Origin of the sequence: Paenibacillus sp. BK033 (assembly GCF_004345425.1) — a bacterium.
GTDB lineage: Bacteria > Bacillota > Bacilli > Paenibacillales > Paenibacillaceae > Pristimantibacillus.
In genome coordinates, this window is record NZ_SLVP01000002.1 from 588304 (window position 1) to 607872 (window position 19569).

14 protein-coding genes are annotated in these 19569 nt (G+C 53.8%); 1 reads left to right on the forward strand and 13 read right to left on the reverse strand.

Annotation, left to right across the window (positions count from 1 at the left end; genetic code table 11):
* Positions 1 to 19: 19 nt before the first annotated feature.
* The 13 genes from EV294_RS09690 to pyrR all read right to left on the reverse strand — a co-directional run bounded on the left by EV294_RS09690 (position 20) and on the right by pyrR (position 17899).
* Positions 20 to 1564, reverse strand: coding sequence for an ABC transporter substrate-binding protein (locus tag EV294_RS09690; protein WP_132306219.1), 1545 nt, complete (start codon positions 1562 to 1564; stop codon positions 20 to 22).
* A gap of 7 nt (positions 1565 to 1571) precedes the next feature.
* On the reverse strand, positions 1572 to 2456 hold the full coding sequence (locus EV294_RS09695; RefSeq protein ID WP_132306221.1) for an ABC transporter ATP-binding protein: 885 nt from the start codon (positions 2454 to 2456) through the stop codon (positions 1572 to 1574).
* A 5-nt stretch (positions 2457 to 2461) separates the two neighbouring features.
* On the reverse strand, positions 2462 to 5359 hold the full coding sequence (locus EV294_RS09700) for an ABC transporter permease (RefSeq protein ID WP_132306223.1): 2898 nt from the start codon (positions 5357 to 5359) through the stop codon (positions 2462 to 2464).
* 1 nt (position 5360) lies between these two features.
* A complete protein-coding gene (locus EV294_RS09705; RefSeq protein ID WP_132306225.1) occupies positions 5361 to 6437 on the reverse strand; it encodes an efflux RND transporter periplasmic adaptor subunit in 1077 nt (358 codons plus the stop codon).
* Positions 6403 to 7134 carry an ABC transporter ATP-binding protein gene (locus EV294_RS09710; RefSeq protein WP_132306227.1) on the reverse strand — a complete coding sequence of 244 codons (732 nt, stop codon included), beginning with the start codon at positions 7132 to 7134 and terminating at the stop codon, positions 6403 to 6405. Before EV294_RS09710 ends, EV294_RS09705 begins: the two co-directional genes overlap by 35 nt.
* A gap of 185 nt (positions 7135 to 7319) precedes the next feature.
* The gene (locus EV294_RS09715) at positions 7320 to 9047 is read right to left on the reverse strand and encodes a methyl-accepting chemotaxis protein (protein WP_132306228.1); all 1728 of its coding nucleotides are present in this window, start codon (positions 9045 to 9047) and stop codon (positions 7320 to 7322) included.
* A gap of 184 nt (positions 9048 to 9231) precedes the next feature.
* Positions 9232 to 9879: an orotate phosphoribosyltransferase gene (gene pyrE / locus EV294_RS09720; protein WP_132306230.1), complete on the reverse strand. Its 648-nt coding sequence runs from the start codon at positions 9877 to 9879 to the stop codon at positions 9232 to 9234.
* Positions 9880 to 9882: 3 nt separating this feature from the next.
* Positions 9883 to 10608 carry an orotidine-5'-phosphate decarboxylase gene (pyrF, locus tag EV294_RS09725; RefSeq protein ID WP_132306232.1) on the reverse strand — a complete coding sequence of 242 codons (726 nt, stop codon included), beginning with the start codon at positions 10606 to 10608 and terminating at the stop codon, positions 9883 to 9885.
* Between the two features lie 130 nt (positions 10609 to 10738).
* A complete protein-coding gene (gene carB, locus EV294_RS09730) occupies positions 10739 to 13957 on the reverse strand; it encodes a carbamoyl-phosphate synthase large subunit (RefSeq protein WP_132306234.1) in 3219 nt (1072 codons plus the stop codon).
* Positions 13944 to 15089, reverse strand: coding sequence for a carbamoyl phosphate synthase small subunit (locus EV294_RS09735; RefSeq protein WP_132306236.1), 1146 nt, complete (start codon positions 15087 to 15089; stop codon positions 13944 to 13946). The genes carB and EV294_RS09735 overlap by 14 nt, the downstream gene beginning before the upstream one ends.
* Before the next feature lie 35 nt (positions 15090 to 15124).
* Positions 15125 to 16417 carry a dihydroorotase gene (locus EV294_RS09740; protein WP_132306238.1) on the reverse strand — a complete coding sequence of 431 codons (1293 nt, stop codon included), beginning with the start codon at positions 16415 to 16417 and terminating at the stop codon, positions 15125 to 15127.
* Between the two features lie 31 nt (positions 16418 to 16448).
* On the reverse strand, positions 16449 to 17354 hold the full coding sequence (locus tag EV294_RS09745; RefSeq protein WP_132306240.1) for an aspartate carbamoyltransferase catalytic subunit: 906 nt from the start codon (positions 17352 to 17354) through the stop codon (positions 16449 to 16451).
* Positions 17351 to 17899 (reverse strand): bifunctional pyr operon transcriptional regulator/uracil phosphoribosyltransferase PyrR, encoded by a 549-nt coding sequence (gene pyrR / locus EV294_RS09750; protein WP_208403247.1) that lies wholly within the window; start codon positions 17897 to 17899, stop codon positions 17351 to 17353. Before pyrR ends, EV294_RS09745 begins: the two co-directional genes overlap by 4 nt.
* A 502-nt stretch (positions 17900 to 18401) precedes the next feature.
* On the opposite strand from pyrR, the gene EV294_RS09755 reads away from it, so the two are divergent.
* The gene (locus EV294_RS09755; RefSeq protein WP_132306244.1) at positions 18402 to 19556 is read left to right on the forward strand and encodes an aminotransferase A; all 1155 of its coding nucleotides are present in this window, start codon (positions 18402 to 18404) and stop codon (positions 19554 to 19556) included.
* Positions 19557 to 19569 lie beyond the last annotated feature (13 nt).

The following is a 19569-nucleotide window of genomic DNA, read 5'->3' on the forward strand; positions in this document are numbered from 1 at the left end:
CGCTTCTTTGTTTTACGAATTAGCCTGCCGGTACGGCTTCTACGGCCGTGTCGTCAAGCGGTTTAACGATTGGACCGCCGCCGCCGACGCCCTCACCGGTGCCGCCATTCGGATTCGTCTTTAATTTCTCAAGGACGGCGTTTCCTTTTGTCTCCCATTCCTGGAGCGCTTCCTTCGCCGATATATCCCCTTTAATGACCTTCTGGAACAATTCGTAACCAGGAGACTGCGCTTCCCAGATGCCCGGTTTCTCGCGCTGCAGCTTCTCCGTATCGGTCGATTGCGGAGGAATCGGCTTCAGCGTCGTAAACGCGTTGATGTTGTAGTTCATTCCGTCTTTCGGTTTCAGGAATTCTTTGCGCGCAACCAGCTCATACGAGCTGCGCGATTTCAGCTCTGCCCAATCCTTGCTGTTCGTAAATTGCACGAAGTCCCAAGCATCGTCTGGGTTTTGCGCTTTCGCGTTGATACCCATCAGCTGGCTGAAGTAGATATTGCCCCCGATGCCAGGTTTGGATGTTTGAGTCGGCATCGTCACGACATCCCAGTCGAAAGGCGTGAAGTTCTTAATCTTCGAAGCATTGTTCATCGCGTTGCTGATCTCATTTACGTAGCCGTATTCCGCGATGGTCATCGCGACTTTTCCGTTCAGGAACATATCGCTGCCAAGCGGATTGTAGGCGCCTGGATTATCGGTGGAAATCTTCGTCTGCCAAGCGTTCATATCCTCCTGGCTAGGAGAAATTTTTTGCTTGTAAAGGTTGGCTACCGCAGTCCAAGCGGATTCCCATTGCTCGTTGTTTACAAGCATTTTCTCGCCTTTGTCATCCCACATCTTCAGCTGCAATGGAGCCGCATAGGTCTGAACATCGCTGAAGCCGTCTCCTGCCCAACGGTTAATGGAGAGGCCAAACTTGCGGTCCGCTCCTTCGCCGGTAGCTACGCGCGAAGCCAGGTTGATGACTTCATCCCACGTCATATTGTCCGTTGGAAGATCGATGCCTTGATCAGCGAACAATTTTTTGTTGTAGTAAAGGGCGGAAGAGCTGAAAGTAGGCGTCAAAGCGTAAATATTGCCGCTGTCGTCCGCCGATTTGATGCCGTCGATAACGGTTGGCACATAATCAGTCAGATCGAATTTGCTTTTCTGAATAAGCGGATCCAGCTGCTGAAGCAGATTGTCTTGGATCAAACGGCGAAGCATGCTGTAATCCAGAATAACCACGTCAACCGGATTGTCGCCTGTCAACATTTCTTTCATTTTCGCGAACGGATCCGGCTGTTTTACGACGCCGTTTGGATCCGGTGTATCATATCGTTGATCGTTGTAATCAATCGCGCTTACGATTTCGAAATCGATGTTCTTGTGCATCATTTCATACGTATCGGTATATTGCTGGCGGACGTACGACTCGTTATCCGCTCCTCCGTACAAGACGCCAAGACGAAGCACATGCTTCTCCGCCGTGCTCTCGGAGCCTTTGTTGCAGGCTGCCAGCAGCGATGTCGACATAATTAGTGATAAGGACAAGAAAGTAACTTTAGACGCCCATTTCCTCTTCATTCGGTTCCTAACCCCCCAGTGATTTCGGCGGTGTAATAATAATCCGCTCGCCGTCAAATTCCATCGATGCCTTGTCTTTAATGTTTAGTGCGCTCAAATATTCTTTCGGTACCTGCAGTCGGCCGACACGATCCACGACAACGTAAGCCTCATGAACGGCTTGAAGTCCCTTCTCCTCCTGCTCTTCCTCACCTCCACCGGGAATCATATTCGGATTGCGTTTCAGAAATTCCGTGCTCGTTAATCCGTCGCGGATGGCAACGACACGGTCCACTTTGCCGGCAAGCGTAAGATCGTGGGTAACGATAACGATCGTTACGCCAAGCTCCCTGTTGAGCTTTCGGAATATCCCCATAATGAGATCCGAAGTTGCCGTATCTACGGAACCGGTTGGTTCGTCGGCAAGCAATAGCTTTGGACGGTTGCACAGCGAAATGGCGATAGCCACGCGCTGCTGTTCACCGCCGGAGAGCTGATGCAGCTTGTTGTGCATCCTTTCCTTGAGACCAACCCATTCCAGCAGCTGCTTGGCATAAGCCCGGTCGACCTTGCCCGAGAGCATCATTGGCATTTCCACGTTTTCCAGAGCCGTCAGATACGGCAGCAGGTTCCGGGCGTTATTTTGCCAGATGAAGCCGACGGTTTCCCGCTTGTATTTCACAAGATCGTCTTCGGAAATTTTGAGCAGGTCCCATGGCCCGACATGGACGGAGCCGGCGGAAGGGCGGTCGAGACCGCCCAATATATTCAGCAGGGTCGATTTACCGCTGCCGCTGTTGCCTATGATAGCCATAAGCTCTCCGTCTTCGACCTTCAGATTCAGGCCTTGCAGGGCGACGACCTCCAGATCGTCGCTTTTGTAAATTTTGACGAGCCCTTCGCATGTAATCATGTTGTTTACCGCTCCTCTCCCATTTTGACCGCCTGATGAACGCGCAGTCTGCGGATATGCAGGAAGAGCAGCACGGCTCCCGTCACCATCATAAATCCAACGACCGCGTAAAGCTGATTCGTGTCCTTTGAGTCGAAGACGACCCGGAAAGGCGGAACCGTATCCGCCACATTCTCCGCGGTCTGCAGGAAGGGCAGGAAGATAAGACTCGTAATCTTGCCGATCAGAATGCCTAATCCGATAGAGAGCCCCGCCGTAAACAGCTGCTCAAGCAGCAGCATGCCGGTCAGCTGTCTTCTGGAAAGACCCATCGCCCGCAATACGCCGAATTGCACGACCCGGCCGGATAGATTAAAGAACCAATACAGCACATAGCCGGTTAAGGTAACGATGACCGATACGAGGAAGCCGAGACTAAGAATCCCGAATACGCCGCCTCTTGTCGGAAGCTTCGATTGGGTAATCAGCTCCGAGCGCACATCCTTGATATTGGCGATATCGATGCCAGCCTTCTGAAGCTCCTCCACGATTGGCGCCACCTTCGCATCCGGCTTCATCTTGAGCCATACCTCGTAAGGCATCATCGGCAGCTGATCGTAGATGTAATCCAGATTCGTGATAACGAACGGCGACTGATCGGGATATTGCGTCGGCCAATACGGAAGAATGCCTACGACAACGAAATCGAGCATGCCCTCCGGGAAGCCTACCGAGATCAGATCCCCGGGCTTAAGCTGGTATTTATCCGCTACATTGGACGGAATAAGCGCCGCTTGCTCATACATGCCTAAATAATTCAGATAGTTGTATGGATGGATCGGGAACAAATCGCTTCGGAACCATGCGACCTTCGCAAAGTCCACGTTATCGATCCCCATGATACTGCCCTGCCCGATTGACCGGCCCGAAACAACCACATTGCCTTTCGTCTGGAGAACGCGGGCAGCAGCCTCAACGCCTTCCAGCTTGCGGAAGATCTCAAACGGCGGTTCGTTATACAAAATGCGGGTTGGTACCGGCTGCTGGCCGCCACCGCCACCGTTACCGCCTCCGCCGCCATTACCGCCGTTTCCACCGCCGTTTCCACCGCCGCTTCCCCCATTGCCGTTGTTCCCGCCGCTAGGCCGAACCACCTCGACCGTACCTTCCCATACCGTCTGGACGGTAACATCCGTACCGTATTTGTACAGCGTGCGTTCGGTGGAGTTAAGATCGATAGTCCGCGCCGCGGAAGCGTTATACACGCCAAGACCAAGCGTCAGAATAAGCAAAATCATAAGCGGGTAGTACCCATTGGATGAACGCGACAGCTGCGTCAGCGTCAAATAAAGCGGTACCGGAAGGAATTTGCGTCCCAGCCAGTTAAACAGCTTCAGCAGCCACGGGAACAACCGCAAGCAGACGAGGCCAAGCGCAAAGATGGATAATGCCGGCACAAAGAACAAGAACGGTTGGACGTTTAACTGGTCGGTTGTCATGCCGGTCTGGAAGGATAACATCTGTCGTTCATTAAACATATACCAGCCGTATCCGGCCACTCCCAGCAATAAAACATCGAGGAACCAACGCTGCCATAACGGACCGCGGTCCGAACGCGCGAGCTCTCTCTTGTAGCTGACAATCGAGGAGCGCGCATAGATAACCGCCGGAATGACGGTAGAAAGCACCGCCAGCAAAACGGCCGCTGCCCCGGCGATAATCGCTTCGGTCGAGAAGCCTACCGGAATCGATTTCCGGTTAACGAAGGACAGGAAGCCGTCCGCGGAGCCTATGCTTTTGGCCATAAACCACCCTATAAACGGTCCCGCCACGATGGCCAGACTTCCAAGCAGCAGACCCTCGAGCAAATAAATCCATATGATCTGCCTGGTTCCCGCTCCCCTGCTTCGCAAAACGGCTATATCGCTTCGCTGCTTATCGAGCGACTGGCGGGCATTCATCGCGATAAAGTAGAACACCATCGCCAGCATCGGGGCTGCAAGCGTGAAGAGAAGCGTCTGGAGCTGCAGGCTTTGCTTCTTGAATTCCGTCAGCGTGGAGGCGAACGAAATTTCGACCTTTGCGCCTTTAAGCTTCTGGTACAAATCGATGTTGAGACGGTCCAGCGTTCTTCCGAGAGGGGACAGTTCGCTCGTCTTGATCTGCGACAGATCAAACGCGTAATACCAGCTTGCGTTGTTAACCGGGATGCCCGCTTTCTGAATCAGCGATCCCATAAACTCGTCCTCGCTGATCTGCAGCGTATTCATCATGCCTTCCAAGCCTTGGTACCAATAAGGATCGGTCTGATTAAGCGGCTTTACGACGCCAACGATTTTGACGCGAAGGGTCATATCCATCCCGCCGTAAACGGGGTACTCTAGAATATCGCCGACATGGAGGTCGTTGCGGTACATCCCTTCCTCCAGCATGACCGCTTCGAGTACGTCGTCTTCGCCTTCCGTATTCTTGAACCAGCGTCCTTGCGTAATTTCGGTTTTCTCCTCGAGGTCCGCCATCGTCATAATCGTCATTTGACGAATGCGGCTTGCATCGACCTTTGTCGGATCCTCCGGTACAACCTCGGCGCCCCGGATCGAATAGCTCGACAGCTTCGTCTGGTACGGAAAGCCGATAAGGCCCGGAACATCGTCTTTAATGAAGCGTTCCATCTCTTTTAAGGCGGCAGGATCCGTCTTCTCGCCTCCGGGCACCTGATAGCGCATCAGCAGCGAGCCTGCGGGAAGGCCGTCGCTTTTCTCCTGCAGCGACTGGGCAACGACGCGCTTTAAAGCGCCGTCCGCGTACATCGGAATGCTCGTTGCGAAAGCAACGGCCATAATAAGACCGGCTAAAGTGCTTAACGTGAGCCAGCGGGTATTCCACATTTTGCGGAACAGAAATCGGAATAATGGAATCCCCATGCTATTTACCTACAACTTTCTGGCCTGGCGTAAGTCCTTTGATAATTTCGATCTGCGTTGCCGTTTGCTGGCCAACCTCGACGTCCACCTCCCGCTTCCCTTCCGCGTCTACAACCTGGACATAGGTTCTGGAACCGATCGTACGGAGGGTGGATGGCGGAATAACGACGACGTTTTCCTTCCTTTTCGTGATTACGTTAATGGATAATGGCGTACCGCGGCTAATCGTTTTGGGCAAATCCTTGACTTGGATAATCATGAAGTCTTCCGGGCGTTCTCTCTCCGGCTGTTGGCCACCGCCGCCTCCGTTGCCGCCGCCGTTGTTCGAATCGGTGGAGGTCACCGGGAGCGCCTTAACGGTACCCTTGAATTGCCCGGCATTGTTGATATCCACGACGACCGGCATGCCTACCGCGATCTTGGCTTGTTCGTCCTTCGTCAGCTTGGCTGCCGGTACTAGCAGGCTTGTATCCGCGATAACGGCTATCGGGTCGTAAGCTTTGATCAGATCGCCCTTCTGTACGTTCAGCGTAACAACCGTCCCGCTAAACGGAGCCGTTAGAACCGAGCGGCTGATCTGCTCCTCCAGGTCCGCGAGCGCTTGCTTCTTCTCCTCGAAAGCAATGGACTTCTCCTCGAATTCGATCGGATCCATTTCGTCCTTGCTCTGAAGCGCTTCTTTCATCGCCGTCTCTTCCCTGCGGAACGCCAGCTTCTGGTTGCGTAGATCCTTCTGCATCAACTCGACGTCCAGCACGCCAATCGTCTGGCCCGCCTTAACCTGATCGCCGGCTTTAATGTTCAGTTCCTTCAGGCGCATACCGTCCAGCGTAAAATAAAGCGTCTCTTCCTGCTGCGAGATCATCTTCCCGATAACCTGCACCTTCGTCTCCAAAGTGGCCGTCGTCACTTCGTATTCCGGCTTCTTGGAGATTTGAGGTGGTGCGATGGACGGCAGCACCTCCTCTTCCGGTTCATCGGGCAGCAAAGAACAGCCGCTCGTCATCAAGACCGAAGCCGCAATCATTACAGCCGCGGAACGCTTATATAAATTTCCCGTCCACCATTTCATAGACATGATCGGCAACCTCCAAAATTGTAGGATCGTGAGTTGTCATGCAAATCGTAACTTGTTCCGTGCGAATAATATTTTGAAAGACCGCCATAATCTGCGCGGACATGTTCGAGTCGAGCTCCGCGGTTGGTTCATCCGCCAATAAGAGAATCGGCTTATGCGCAATAGCCTTCGCGATTGCCACGCGCTGCTGCTCGCCCCCCGACAGCTCGAACGGACGGTGGTGCATCCTTTTCTCAAGGCCTACCAGCTCAAGGCAATAAGCAACCCGCTCCTTCCACTCGGAACGGGGGATTCCGGCCATCCGGAGCGACAGCTCCACGTTCTCCCACGCCGAGAGCAAAGGCATTAACGCAAACGCCTGAAAAATAAAGCCCATTTCCTTGCGCCGGATCAACGTGCGCTCGGTATCGTTCAATTTGTGAAACGGCTTGCCGTTAAACCAGATCTCGCCTTTGCTTGGCGTATCCAGTCCTCCGAGGCAATTCAGCAGCGTTGTTTTCCCGGAGCCCGAACGGCCCCGGAGCATAACAAGCTGGCCCGGCTTCAATTCCATATGAAGTCCCTTCAGAACGCGCAGGGGCGCTCCTCCGGCCTGAAATGTTCTTTCCACGTCTACAACCGACAGCAACCTGCTGTTATGTAATTCGTTGTCCTGCTGCCCTCCATCTAATCGTTCTTCCTTGTCTGTTGCCGCCATGAACGGATGCGATACCTCCCCTATCTCTCTTTCATAATTCTCATCTAAATCGTTAGACGCAGCTCGCTAAGAAAAAGTTCCAAACGGAAGAAATTTATTCTAAAAAATAAAAAGGCATCGTTCATATTGCCGTTAACCCGGACATATGCGCGATACCTTTCGCAGTCTTTTTGCTATTTCGGTTCCTAGTTCACTTTAAAATAATTTACTTCTCTAGTAAGCTCGCGGGCGACGCCATCCAATTGGCTTGCCGCGGAAGCAAGGCTCTCCATGAGAGCCAGCTGCTCTTCCGTTGCCGCCGCAACGCTTTCGGTACGTTCCAGGTTAGCGGCGGCCGAAGAGGCAGCTTGATCCATCGAGGCATTAACCTCTTCGGAGCTGGCCGACATCTGCTCGGTAATGGCCGAATTCTCCTGAAGCTGCCCGGTCATCGTATCGATGGCCGCCACAATAACGGACAACCTGTTCTGCAGCTCCTCTACCCGGCTGTTGCCGCGCTGCACTTCCTCCAGCGTCCGGGCCATATAGCCCGAAGCTCCCGCAATTTCGCCTCTTGTCTCGGCAACCAGCTGATGAATGCTGCCCGCGGACTCCAGGGAGCTTGCCGCCAGCTTGCGAATTTCGCCCGCAACGACGGCGAAGCCGCGTCCTTGCTCGCCTGCCCTCGCCGCTTCAATAGAGGCGTTGAGCGATAAAATATTCGTCTGGTTCGCAAAGGCGGTAATGTTCTCGGCGATGGAGCCAATCTGCTGGGAACGGTTCTCCAGTGTCTCGATCATAACCGCCAGCTGACCGATAACCTCTTTGATTTCGCCCATCTGCTTAATCAGACGTCCAAGCGCTTCCTGTCCCTCGCCTGCTTCAATCGCCGTTGAAGCCGACTGCTCGGCAGAAGCGGATGTGTTCTCCGCAAGACGCTGAATGCCGATAGCCATCTCGTCAATCGCCTTTGCCGTTTCCTCGGCGCTGCGTGCCTGCACTTCCGTCCCGCTTGTTACCTCTTGGATATTCGCGGCCACATGCTGCGAGGCGGTGGAGGATTCCTGAGATACGATATTGAGTTGGGACGTGGAGTCGGCCACATGCTTGGCATTCGTTGAAATGGACGTGATGAGCCGTTTCAGCACGCCAATCATTTCGTCCACGGAGCGCAAGCTGTCCCCAAGCTCATCCTTGCTGTATTTGACGTTTCGTTCCGCGGTCAAATCACCTTCCGCCACCAGCCTTGTTCTTGTCTTCACGGCGGATACCGTCTTCATCACGCTGCGGATCAAGTAGTAGATAAGCGCCGCCAGCAATAAGGTTGCAATCCCCATGCCGATGTAATTGCCGGTTTTCGTTGATGCCAGCTGTTCATTGCTGTCCTCGATTTGCTGCTTGGCATAGCTGTCCAGCAGATTAAAGAGATCATCCAAGCCTGTCCGTGCCTTCTCGTACTTCTCGTGAATTTCCGCATCCTTGGCCGCGGCTTTACCGGATTGAAGCTCGCCGCTTGCAAACGAGGACCATGCTTTGAAATCCGCGTCAAAATCCTGTACAAGCTGTCCAATTGTGGCACTGCCGTCTCCGCTATGATACTCAAGCAGCTTATTGGCCTCGAAGATCGCCTTGGCCTCATTCACGCGGTCTTCCGCTTCCTTCAGATTTTCAGAAAACACATCATTCCAAACCTTCGCGCCCTCTTCGTTTAATTCACCAAAGGCTAAATATTGATAAGCGGAATAGGCTTGATATAAATCACGATCCGCATTCAAAATAAGCGAAGTAGAACGGGCAGACACGCCGTATACTTCATCGGACATCGTCTTGTTCACCTGCACCAGCTCCGTCAGCGAATAGATCCCCGAGAAGACATAGAAAACAAGCGGTAATACCCCGATCAAAGCCATTTTCCACCTTAAGTTAAATCTCATCTGCACGACTCCCCATTTCAGCAATCTTAAATTACTCGACCTACTAAGATATCGGCAAATGAAAGAATGTTCGAAATAACGGGCGCAAACATTTCGCAAAATTTTATGTCGAATCGTGAAAACAAAAAAAGAGCAAATCCCGTTTCGGGATTTGCTCTTCGCTCTTCATTAGAACGGCCGGCTTTTATTTGCCGAAAGCTTCCGGATTTGCGCGCCACGCCTGCAGCGTTGCAATGTCCTCGCTTTGCACTTTGCCGATTTCAACAGCCGCTTCAATAAGCGCTCCGTAGTTGGACAACGTTTCAAGCGGCATATTTTCCGCCGCAAATGCGTTCGCGGCTTTCTCGAACTGGTAGGTGAAAATCGCCAGAACGGACAGTACCTCCGCGCCTGCCTCGCGAACCGCCAGGCCCGCTTTCAGCGAGCTGCCGCCAGTCGAGATGAGGTCCTCGATAACGACAACCTTTTGACCAGGGTTGATGCGGCCTTCGATTTGATTCTGCTTGCCGTGGCCTTTAGCTTTATCGCGGATGTAAGCCATAGGCAGATTGAGTTTTTGAGCTACCCATGCCGCATGCGGGATGCCTGCGGTTGAAGTTCCGGCAATGACTTCGGCATCCGGATAACGTTCGCGGATGACGGCAGCGAAACCTTCCGCGATCATGTCGCGGATTTCAGGGTAAGTCATCGTCAGACGGTTATCGCAGTAGATCGGCGATTTCAGTCCGGAAGTCCAAGTAAACGGATCATTCGGGCGAAGCGCCACGGCTTCAATCTCCAGCAGTTTTGTTGCGATTGCGCGCGGCAATTCCGATAAGGTTACATTCGTCATAGCTTAAATCAGCTCCTCAATGATAGATTCCAATGCTTCACGCGGGCTGGCCGCCGCCGTAATCGGACGACCGATTACCATATAGTCGGTACCTTGCAGCAAGGCTTCGCGAGGCGTCATAATGCGGGACTGGTCGTTGGTTGCCGCCCATGTCGGGCGAATGCCCGGGGTTACCGTCTGGAAATCCGTGCCGCATGCGGCTTTGATCCCTTCTACTTCAAGCGGTGAAGCTACGACGCCGCTTAGTCCAGCGCGTTTCGCCAATTCCGCATAACGGACTACCGCCTGTTCGACCGAGCCAGGAATGCCGATCTCCTCATTTAATACCTTTGCGTTGGTGCTGGTCAGCTGCGTTACCGCAATAATAGCCGGTCTTGCTTGTCCGCTCGAGAGCGCGGCTTCCGCGCCTTCGACAGCTGCTTCCATCATCGCGGCGCCGCCGGCCGCATGCACGTTAAACATGTCCACGCCCAGCTTCGTTACGCTGTTCGAGCCGCCTTTTACCGTATTCGGAATGTCGTGCATCTTCACGTCCAGAAAGACGCGATAGCCGCGTTTCTTCAAGTCTTCCACGAACGACGGACCCGCCGCGTAAAAGAGCTGCATGCCAACCTTCATATAACACGGAATGCCTTCCAGCTCGCCGAGCAAGCGCTCGGCAGAAGCCGCATCCGCATAGTCAAGGGCAACCATAACTTTGCCTGCCGCTTGTTGTCTTGTTAAACTCATCGCAATCAAAGTCTCCTTTCGCTTCCGAGGCCGAAATAAACGGCCATCCGCCGGCTTCGGGGCAGAAGCGATGTTTAAAAGCTTCTGCCGCCGAAAGCAACCGGCGCTGGCCGTGCTTTCATGTATTCAATTACTTCTGCAGCACCGGCATTGGGCGCGAGGAGAAGTTGATCGACTCGAGCATGCGGAGCAATGCGCGAACCGTATCAAGCGATGTCATGCATACGACGCCGTTCTCTACCGCTTCGCGGCGAATACGGAACCCGTCGCGTTCAGGCGTTTTCCCCTTCGTCAAGGTATTAACAACGAATTGCGCTTCGCCCTCGCGAATCAGGTCGAGGATATTTGGAGCGCCTTCGCTCAGCTTGTTCACGCGTCTTACGCGCATGCCCGCAGCTTCAAGCGTATCGGCCGTTCCGCCTGTTGCGATAATTTTATACCCCAAATCGTAGAAGCCGCGGAGCAGCTCAGTCGCTTCTTCTTTATCTTTGTCCGCTACTGTCGCAACGATCGCACCGGACATTGGAATTTTCATTCCTGCGCCAATCAGGCCTTTGTACAAGGCTTTGGCATAATTCTCGTCGCGGCCCATTACTTCGCCCGTCGATTTCATCTCCGGAGTCAGCGTCGGGTCGACGCGGCGCAGCTTCGCGAAGGAGAATACCGGCACTTTAACCGATACGTAGTTGTCTTCGCGCCACAGGCCGTCTACATAACCAAGATCGGCCAGCTTTGTGCCCAGGATTGCTTTTGTTGCCAGGTTCGCCATCGGCAGGTCCGTTACTTTGCTAAGGAACGGCACGGTACGGGACGAACGCGGGTTAACTTCGATGACGTATACTTTTTCGTTATGGATAACGAATTGAATGTTTACAAGTCCAACAACTTTAAGTGCTTTAGCAATTTTAACCGTGATGTCGACGATTTGGTTCTTGATATCGTCCGACAGCGATTGCGGAGGATATACCGCGATCGAGTCGCCGGAGTGAACGCCCGCGCGCTCGATATGCTCCATGATGCCAGGAATCAGAACGGTTTCGCCGTCGCAAATCGCGTCAACCTCTGCTTCTTTGCCCAGCATGTAACGGTCAATCAGTACCGGATGCTCCGGATTGATTTTTACCGCAACTTCCATGTAGCTCAGAAGCTCTTCATCGGAGTATACGATCTCCATCGCGCGGCCGCCAAGTACGTAGGACGGACGAACGAGAACCGGATAACCGAGTTTTTGAGCGGTTTCTACCGCCTGATCAACCGAAGTAACCGTGCTGCCTTCAGGCTGTGCAATGCTCAGGTCGCGGAGCAGCTTCTCGAATTTCTTGCGGTCTTCCGCCGTGTCGATGCTCTCGAGGCTGGAACCGAGAATGCGTACGCCTGCTTTCGAAAGCGGAGCAGCCAGGTTGATTGCCGTTTGTCCGCCGAACTGTACGATTACGCCGATTGGCTTCTCTTGCTCGATCACGTTCATTACGTCCTCGAAGAACAGCGGCTCGAAGTACAGGCGGTCCGAAGTACTGAAGTCCGTCGATACCGTCTCCGGGTTATTGTTGATGATAACCGCTTCGTAGCCGGCTTTTTGAATCGCCCATACCGCGTGTACCGTCGAGTAGTCGAACTCGATGCCCTGACCGATACGGATTGGACCGGAGCCAAGCACGAGTACTTTCTCCTTCGACGATTCCGTTACTTCGTTTTCCGTTTCGTAAGTCGAGTAGTAGTACGGCGTCGAAGCTTCAAACTCGGCCGCGCAGGTATCTACCATTTTGTACACTGGCGTAAAGCCAAGCTCTTTGCGGAACGCGCGGATATCATGCTCGTTCGTATGGCTGCCGTTCGGGAAGCCTTCCTTGCGGATTTCGGCGATGGAACGGTCGGAGAAGCCTTTGCGTTTCGCTTCGTACAGCGTTTCGCGGGACAGTGCCACCTCGCGGCGGATTTGATCCTCGAATTCAACGATGCCTTGGATCTTATCCAGGAACCACCAGTCGATTTTCGTGATGTCCTGCACGTCCTGCAGCTTGTAACCGCGGCGGAATGCTTCCGCTACGAGGAACATGCGCTCGTCGTCCGGCTTAGCCAGGCGAGTCTGCAGTACGGCGTCATCGAGCGTTGCCGCCTCCTTCAGGTGAATGCGGTGCGTGCCGATTTCCAGGGAACGAACCGCTTTATGCATCGATTCCTCGAAAGTACGGCCGATCGCCATAACTTCGCCTGTTGCTTTCATTTGCGTGCCGAGCTTGCGGTTCGCGTTAACGAACTTGTCGAACGGCCAGCGCGGGATTTTCGATACGATATAGTCAAGGGTTGGCTCAAACATAGCGTACGTCTGGCCGGTAACCGGGTTAACGATTTCGTCAAGCGTGTAGCCTACAGCAATCTTCGCTGCCATCTTCGCGATCGGGTAACCCGTTGCTTTCGATGCCAGTGCCGACGAGCGGCTTACGCGCGGGTTAACTTCGATCACATAGTATTGGAAGCTATGCGGATCCAGCGCGAACTGTACGTTACAGCCGCCTTCGATGTTGAGGGCGCGGATGATCTTCAGCGACGCCGAACGGAGCATTTGGTACTCGCGGTCGGACAGCGTTTGGGATGGCGCTACGACGATACTGTCGCCGGTGTGGACGCCAACCGGGTCGAAGTTTTCCATGTTGCAGACGACGATACAGTTATTGTTCGCGTCGCGCATAACCTCGTATTCGACTTCTTTCATGCCGGCGATCGATTTCTCGATCAAGCACTGGCTGATCGGGCTGTAACGGATACCCGATGCAACGGTATCGCGAAGCTCTTCTTCGTTCGCGCAGATACCGCCGCCCGTGCCGCCCAGCGTGTAGGCCGGACGAACGATGATCGGATAACCGATTTCGTTAGCGAAGGTTACCGCATCTTCGACCGTCGTTACGATAACACTCTCAGGTACCGGTTGTTCCAGTTCGCGCATCAGGTCGCGGAACAGGTCGCGGTCTTCCGCTTTCTCGATCGCAGTCAGCTGCGTGCCAAGAAGCTTCACGTTTTCCGCTTCCAGAACGCCTGCGCGTGCAAGTTCTACGGCCATGTTCAGACCCGTCTGTCCGCCAAGCGTCGGTAGAAGTCCGTCCGGACGCTCCTGGCGAATGATTTGGGATACGAATTCAAGCGTAATCGGCTCGATGTAGACTTTATCCGCCATGTTCGTATCCGTCATGATGGTTGCAGGGTTGCTGTTGATCAGAACGACTTCATAGCCTTCTTCCTTCAGCGCTTGGCAGGCTTGCGTGCCGGCGTAGTCGAATTCCGCCGCTTGTCCGATGACAATCGGGCCGGAGCCGATAACGAGAATTTTTTTGAGTTCATTATTTTTGGGCATATTGAAGTTCTCCTTTCAACGTTGCCGCCAGCACAGCTTGACGAGGTTTTTGCGGGTTGTTTTGTTTGTGGTCGCGGATCATGTCCAGGAATTCATCGAACAGATAGCTGGAATCAAACGGGCCAGGCGCAGCTTCCGGATGATATTGCACGGAGAACGCCGGGTATTTGTTATGTTTCAGACCTTCAATGGTCTTGTCATTGTTATTGATGTGCGTAACTGTCAACTCCGTGCTGTTGATCGAATCTTCGAGAACCGTGTAGCCATGGTTCTGGGAAGTGACGTAACAGCGGCCCGTAGCCAGCTCCTTGACAGGATGGTTGCCGCCGCGGTGGCCGAACTTCAGCTTCGTTGTGTCCGCGCCGCAAGCCAGAGCGAACAGCTGGTGGCCAAGGCAGATACCGAAGATCGGGAATTCGCCGAGCAGTTCTTTGATCATTTGCACCGCGTAAGGAACGTCCTTCGGGTCCCCAGGGCCGTTGGAGAGCTGAATGCCGTCCGGAGCCAATTTGCGGATTTCGTCAGCCGTCGTGTTATGCGGAACAACCACGACGTCGCAGCCGCGCTGCGTCAGCTCGCGCAGAATGCCGCTTTTCGCGCCGAAATCGACAAGCACGATGCGAGGGCCAAAGCCCGGGCTGGAGAAGACCGATTTGGTCGAAGTACGGGCCACTTGGTCGGTCATCAGCTGGATGCCGCCAAGACGCTCTTGAAGCTCTTCTACACGTTCGTTGCCTGTAGTAAGAATGCCTTTCATAGTGCCATGCTGGCGGAGAATACGGGTCAGCATGCGCGTGTCGATGCCTGTGATGCCCGGGATGTTATATTCCTTCAGCAGGTCGCCGAGGGAATATTGCGCGCGCCAGTTGCTTGGAACCGGCTCGTAACGGCGTACTACAAACCCGTGAATGCTTGGGCGGATCGACTCGAAGTCGTCGCGGGAAATCCCGTAGTTGCCAATCAGCGGATAAGTCATGGTAACGATTTGTCCACAGTAGGACGGATCGGACAATACTTCCTGGTAACCTGTAATCCCTGTATTAAAAACAACCTCTCCGAACGTTTGCGTCTCCGCGCCGAAAGATTGTCCCGTAAACAACGTTCCGTCTTCCAACAATAATCTTGCTTGCATCCGTATCACTCCTCATCAGGTCTTCGTATGTTCTATTAGTTAGCGGATTCGTTGTACACGATCTTGCCGTCAACGATTGTAGCCACTGGCCAGCCTTGCAGCTTCCATCCGCCAAATGGCGTGTTGTTGCTCTTCGATGCGAACGAAGACGGGTCAACCGCACGCTCGTTTTCCAGATCCACGATAGTAAGATCCGCAGGCGCTCCCGCTTCAAGACGGCCGGTAGGCAAGCCGAACACGCGGGCCGGGTCTGCTGTCATGCGGTCAAGCAGGAAGCCCAGCGTCCATTTGCCTGTTTGCACGAACTTCGTGTAGAGCAGCGGGAAAGCCGTTTCGAAGCCAACGATGCCAAACGGCGCAAGCTGCATGCCGCGCGCTTTCTCTTCCGCGCTATGCGGTGCATGGTCGGTAACGATCATATCGATCGTGCCGTCCTCCAGCGCTTCGATAACCGCTTCTACGTCGCGTGGCGTGCGCAGCGGCGGGTTCATTTTCCAGTTCGCGTCAAAGCCCGGGATATCTTCATCGGACAAAACCAGGTGATGCGGGCAAACCTCGGCCGTTACCCGTACGCCGATCTGCTTCGCGAGACGGATCAGGCGAACCGACTGCTCCGTGCTGACATGGCATACATGGTAGTGCGCGCCCGTTGCTTCGGAGAGCAGAACGTCGCGGCCGACATGGATGGCTTCCGATTCGTTCGGGATGCCTTTCAGCCCATGCTTGCGGGAGAAGGAGCCTTCGCTCACGTACAAGCCTTCAACCAGCGTGTTGTCTTCGCAATGCGCGATGATTGGCATATTCATCGATTGCGCGAGCGCCATGGCATCCTTCATCATTTGCGCGCTTTGCACGCCCACACCGTCATCGGTGAAGCCGATTGCTCCCGCTTCCTTCAAAGCGGCAAAGTCGGTCAGCTCGCGGCCCAGCTGGTTTTTCGTAATCGCTGCGTAAGGAAGAACCTTTACAATGCCTTCCGCCGCATTTTTGTCCAGAATGTATTTCACCGTCTCTGGCGTATCCACCGAAGGGCGGGTATTCGGCATGCAAGCGATTGTCGTGAATCCGCCTTTTGCAGCCGATCTTGTGCCTGTTGCGATGTCTTCTTTATATTCGAAGCCCGGGTCGCGAAGATGGACGTGCATATCGATGAAGCCCGCCGATACGAGCTTGCCTGCCGCGTCGATGACTTCCGCTGAACCTGTGTCCGGCGCGCTAGAGCCGTCAACGATCTCCGCGATTTGCTCCCCTTCGAGGCGGATATGTTTCTTTTGCAAGCTTCCAGAAGCTTTATCCCATACGTTACCGTTAATAATCCATACTGACATTGTTTTGTTCACCTTCCGGAATTTATTCGTGTTAGCTCAGTGCCCGTTCAACAACCGCCATCCGAACCGGCACTCCGTTAGCCATTTGCGGGAAAATGCGGGATTGCGGATGCTCAACCAGCTCGTCGTCAATCTCAACGCCGCGGTTGATTGGAGCCGGATGCATGATGATCGCATGCTCTGCGATCCGGCTTGCGCGTTCAACCGTCAGGCCGAATTGCTCGCGGTAAGCTTCCGCCGAGTTCAGCATGCCGCTCTCATGGCGCTCAAGCTGTACGCGAAGCATCATCACCACGTCGGCTTTCAGGGCTTCATCCATCGATACGTAAGGCGCATCAAGCTCAGGCGCTGTCATATTGCTTGGCGAGCAGAATTGCACCTTCGCGCCAAACTTGCGGAGCGCCCACAGGTTGGAGCGTGCTACCCGGCTGTGAAGAACGTCACCGATGATCGATACGGTCAGACCGTTCAGATTGCCGAAATGCTTGCGCATCGTATATAAGTCGAGCAGTGCCTGCGTCGGATGCTCGTTATTGCCGTCGCCCGCGTTGATAAGCGGCACTTGGATTTTGGTTGCCAGCTCGGCAAGAACGCCGATAGGCTTCAGCCGGATAATTCCGACGTCGATCCCCATCGATTCCAGCGTGCGGACCGTGTCGTAGATCGATTCGCCTTTCTGCACACTCGACACGGCAGCCGAGAAGTTCAGCACCTCCGCTCCGAGGCGTTTCTCCGCGACTTCGAAAGAAAAACGGGTTCTTGTGCTGTTCTCGAAGAACATGTTCGCCGCGAATTTGCCCTGCATCACATTGTGCACCTTGGCCGGGTGTTGTTCCCAGTAGGCCGCGCGATCCAAAATCGATTCAATTTCTTCTTTGCCAAGATCTTTAAGTCCAAGCAAACTGCGTTGTTTAAGCTGTGTCATCGTCGTCATCAGACCTGCCCCCTCTGGTGTATGATCATGACTTGGTCCTTCAGATCGATTTCCGTTAACGAGACGTCAATTTGCTCTTGCTTGGAGGTCGGTACGTTTTTGCCGACGTAATCAGGCCGGATCGGGAGCTCTCTGTGGCCTCTGTCCACCAGAACGGCCAGCTGGATGCTTTCCGGTCTTCCGCAATCCATCAGGGCATCCATGGCTGCACGGATCGTGCGACCGGTGAAGAGGACATCGTCGCACAGGATAACTTTCTTATCATGCGCGGAGAACACTTCGCCATTCAAATCGCCGATTACCGCAGCCAGCTCCACACGGGTATCCACGGATGCGGCTTTGCGGTCATCCCGGTAAGAGGTGATATCGAGCTCTCGCACTTCAACCGGCTTGCCTTCGATATCCTGAATGCGATCCGCGATTCTTCTTGCCAGGTAAATCCCTCTTGTGCGGATGCCAATGAGAACGCAGTTATCAATGCCTTTGTTCTTCTCCACGATCTCGTGGGCAATTCTCGTGAGTGCTCTTCGGATCGCCGTCTCGTCCATTATGACCAGATGCTCTTCTTCCACCGTTACCGCCTCCTTCGCTCTCGGATAATCAATCGCGCCTGTCGGCAAGGAGACGAAAAAAGGCTCCTTGCCAACAACGCAAGGAGCCTGAGACCAGCCACACATAGAGGGTCGACTTAACCGCCGCTATCCCAGCAGGATACGGTTAGGCTAAGGCCCTGTTCCAAGTGTGGCAGATCTGTTATTCACGCTACCTTGCCAGCCTCACGGGGCTGATTTAAAGGTACTGCCATATATCAAAAGAATTGTACCGCGTCGGGCAATGGATGTCAAGGGTTGTGCAGGTAAAAAGCAAACTGCGCAATCGAATGTTTTTATCATCTGCACCGCCGTTAATTTTATTACAGGGACATTTTATGATTAATGAAATAACTTTTTCTGATAGGCAAGCCTCCATCCCCCTCTCGAAGTGCCAAGCCCTTTATGTTAAGATGAATACCATCCATAACGTACATAGACGGGACAGGTGAAAGCAAGCATGGAACATTTAATTAGAGCGGATGTTCGAGGCATCGAAGTTTCCGGCATCCGGAAAATGGCCAACAAGGTTAGTCAATATGAAGGAGTGCTGTCGCTCACAATCGGGCAACCGGATTTTCCTACGCCGCAGCACATCCTCGAAGCAGCCAAGCATGCGATCGACAACGGGGAAACGGTATATACGCCAAACGCAGGAACCCTGCAATTGCGAAAAGCGGCAGCAAGCTTCGTTCAGCATAAATACGGGCTTGTTTATGATCCCTCGGAAGAGGTTATCGTAACGGTCGGCGCGAGCGAAGCGATTGACGTTGCGTTCCGTACGATACTTGAGGAAGGCAGCGAGGTGCTCCTGCCGGGCCCCATTTATCCGGGCTACGAGCCGATTATCCGCATGTGCGGCGCTAAGCCGGTGCACGTCGACACAACGGGCAACGGTTTCAAATTAACGGCCGAGTTGATCAAACAGCATTTGACGGAACGGACGCGCTGCATCGTGCTTGCGTCGCCTTCGAATCCGACAGGCTGCGCGTTAACGCTGAACGAGCTCAAGGAGATTGCCGCTCTGGTGGATGAACGCGAATTATTTATCCTATCCGATGAAATTTACAGCGAGCTTGCATTCGACGGAACGCATTCTTCCATTGCGGCACTGCCCGGCATGCGCGACAAGACAATCGTCATAAACGGATTGTCCAAATCGCATTCCATGACCGGATGGCGCATCGGACTGCTGTTCGCGCCTGCCTATCTGGCGCGGCACATTGTAAAAGTGCATCAATACAACGTAACATGCGCCAGCTCGATTAGCCAAGCGGCGGCGGTAGAAGCATTGACTGCCGGCTTTGACGACGCGCTGCCGATGAGAGACGAATACGCTCGTCGCCGCGACTATGCTTTCGACCGGCTTGTCGCAGCCGGATTCGATGTGGTAAAGCCAAACGGAGCCTTCTACATCTTCCCTTCGATTGAGAAGTTTGGACTCGACTCCACGACTTTCGCGCACCGGCTGCTCGAGGAGAAAAAGGTTGCGGTCGTGCCCGGCGCCGCGTTTGCGCCTTACGGCGACAATTACATCCGCATTTCGTACGCCTGCTCCATGGAAGTGCTGAAAGAAGCCTTGGACCGCATTCATTCCTTTGCAGAAGGACTTTAATCTATCCGCCACA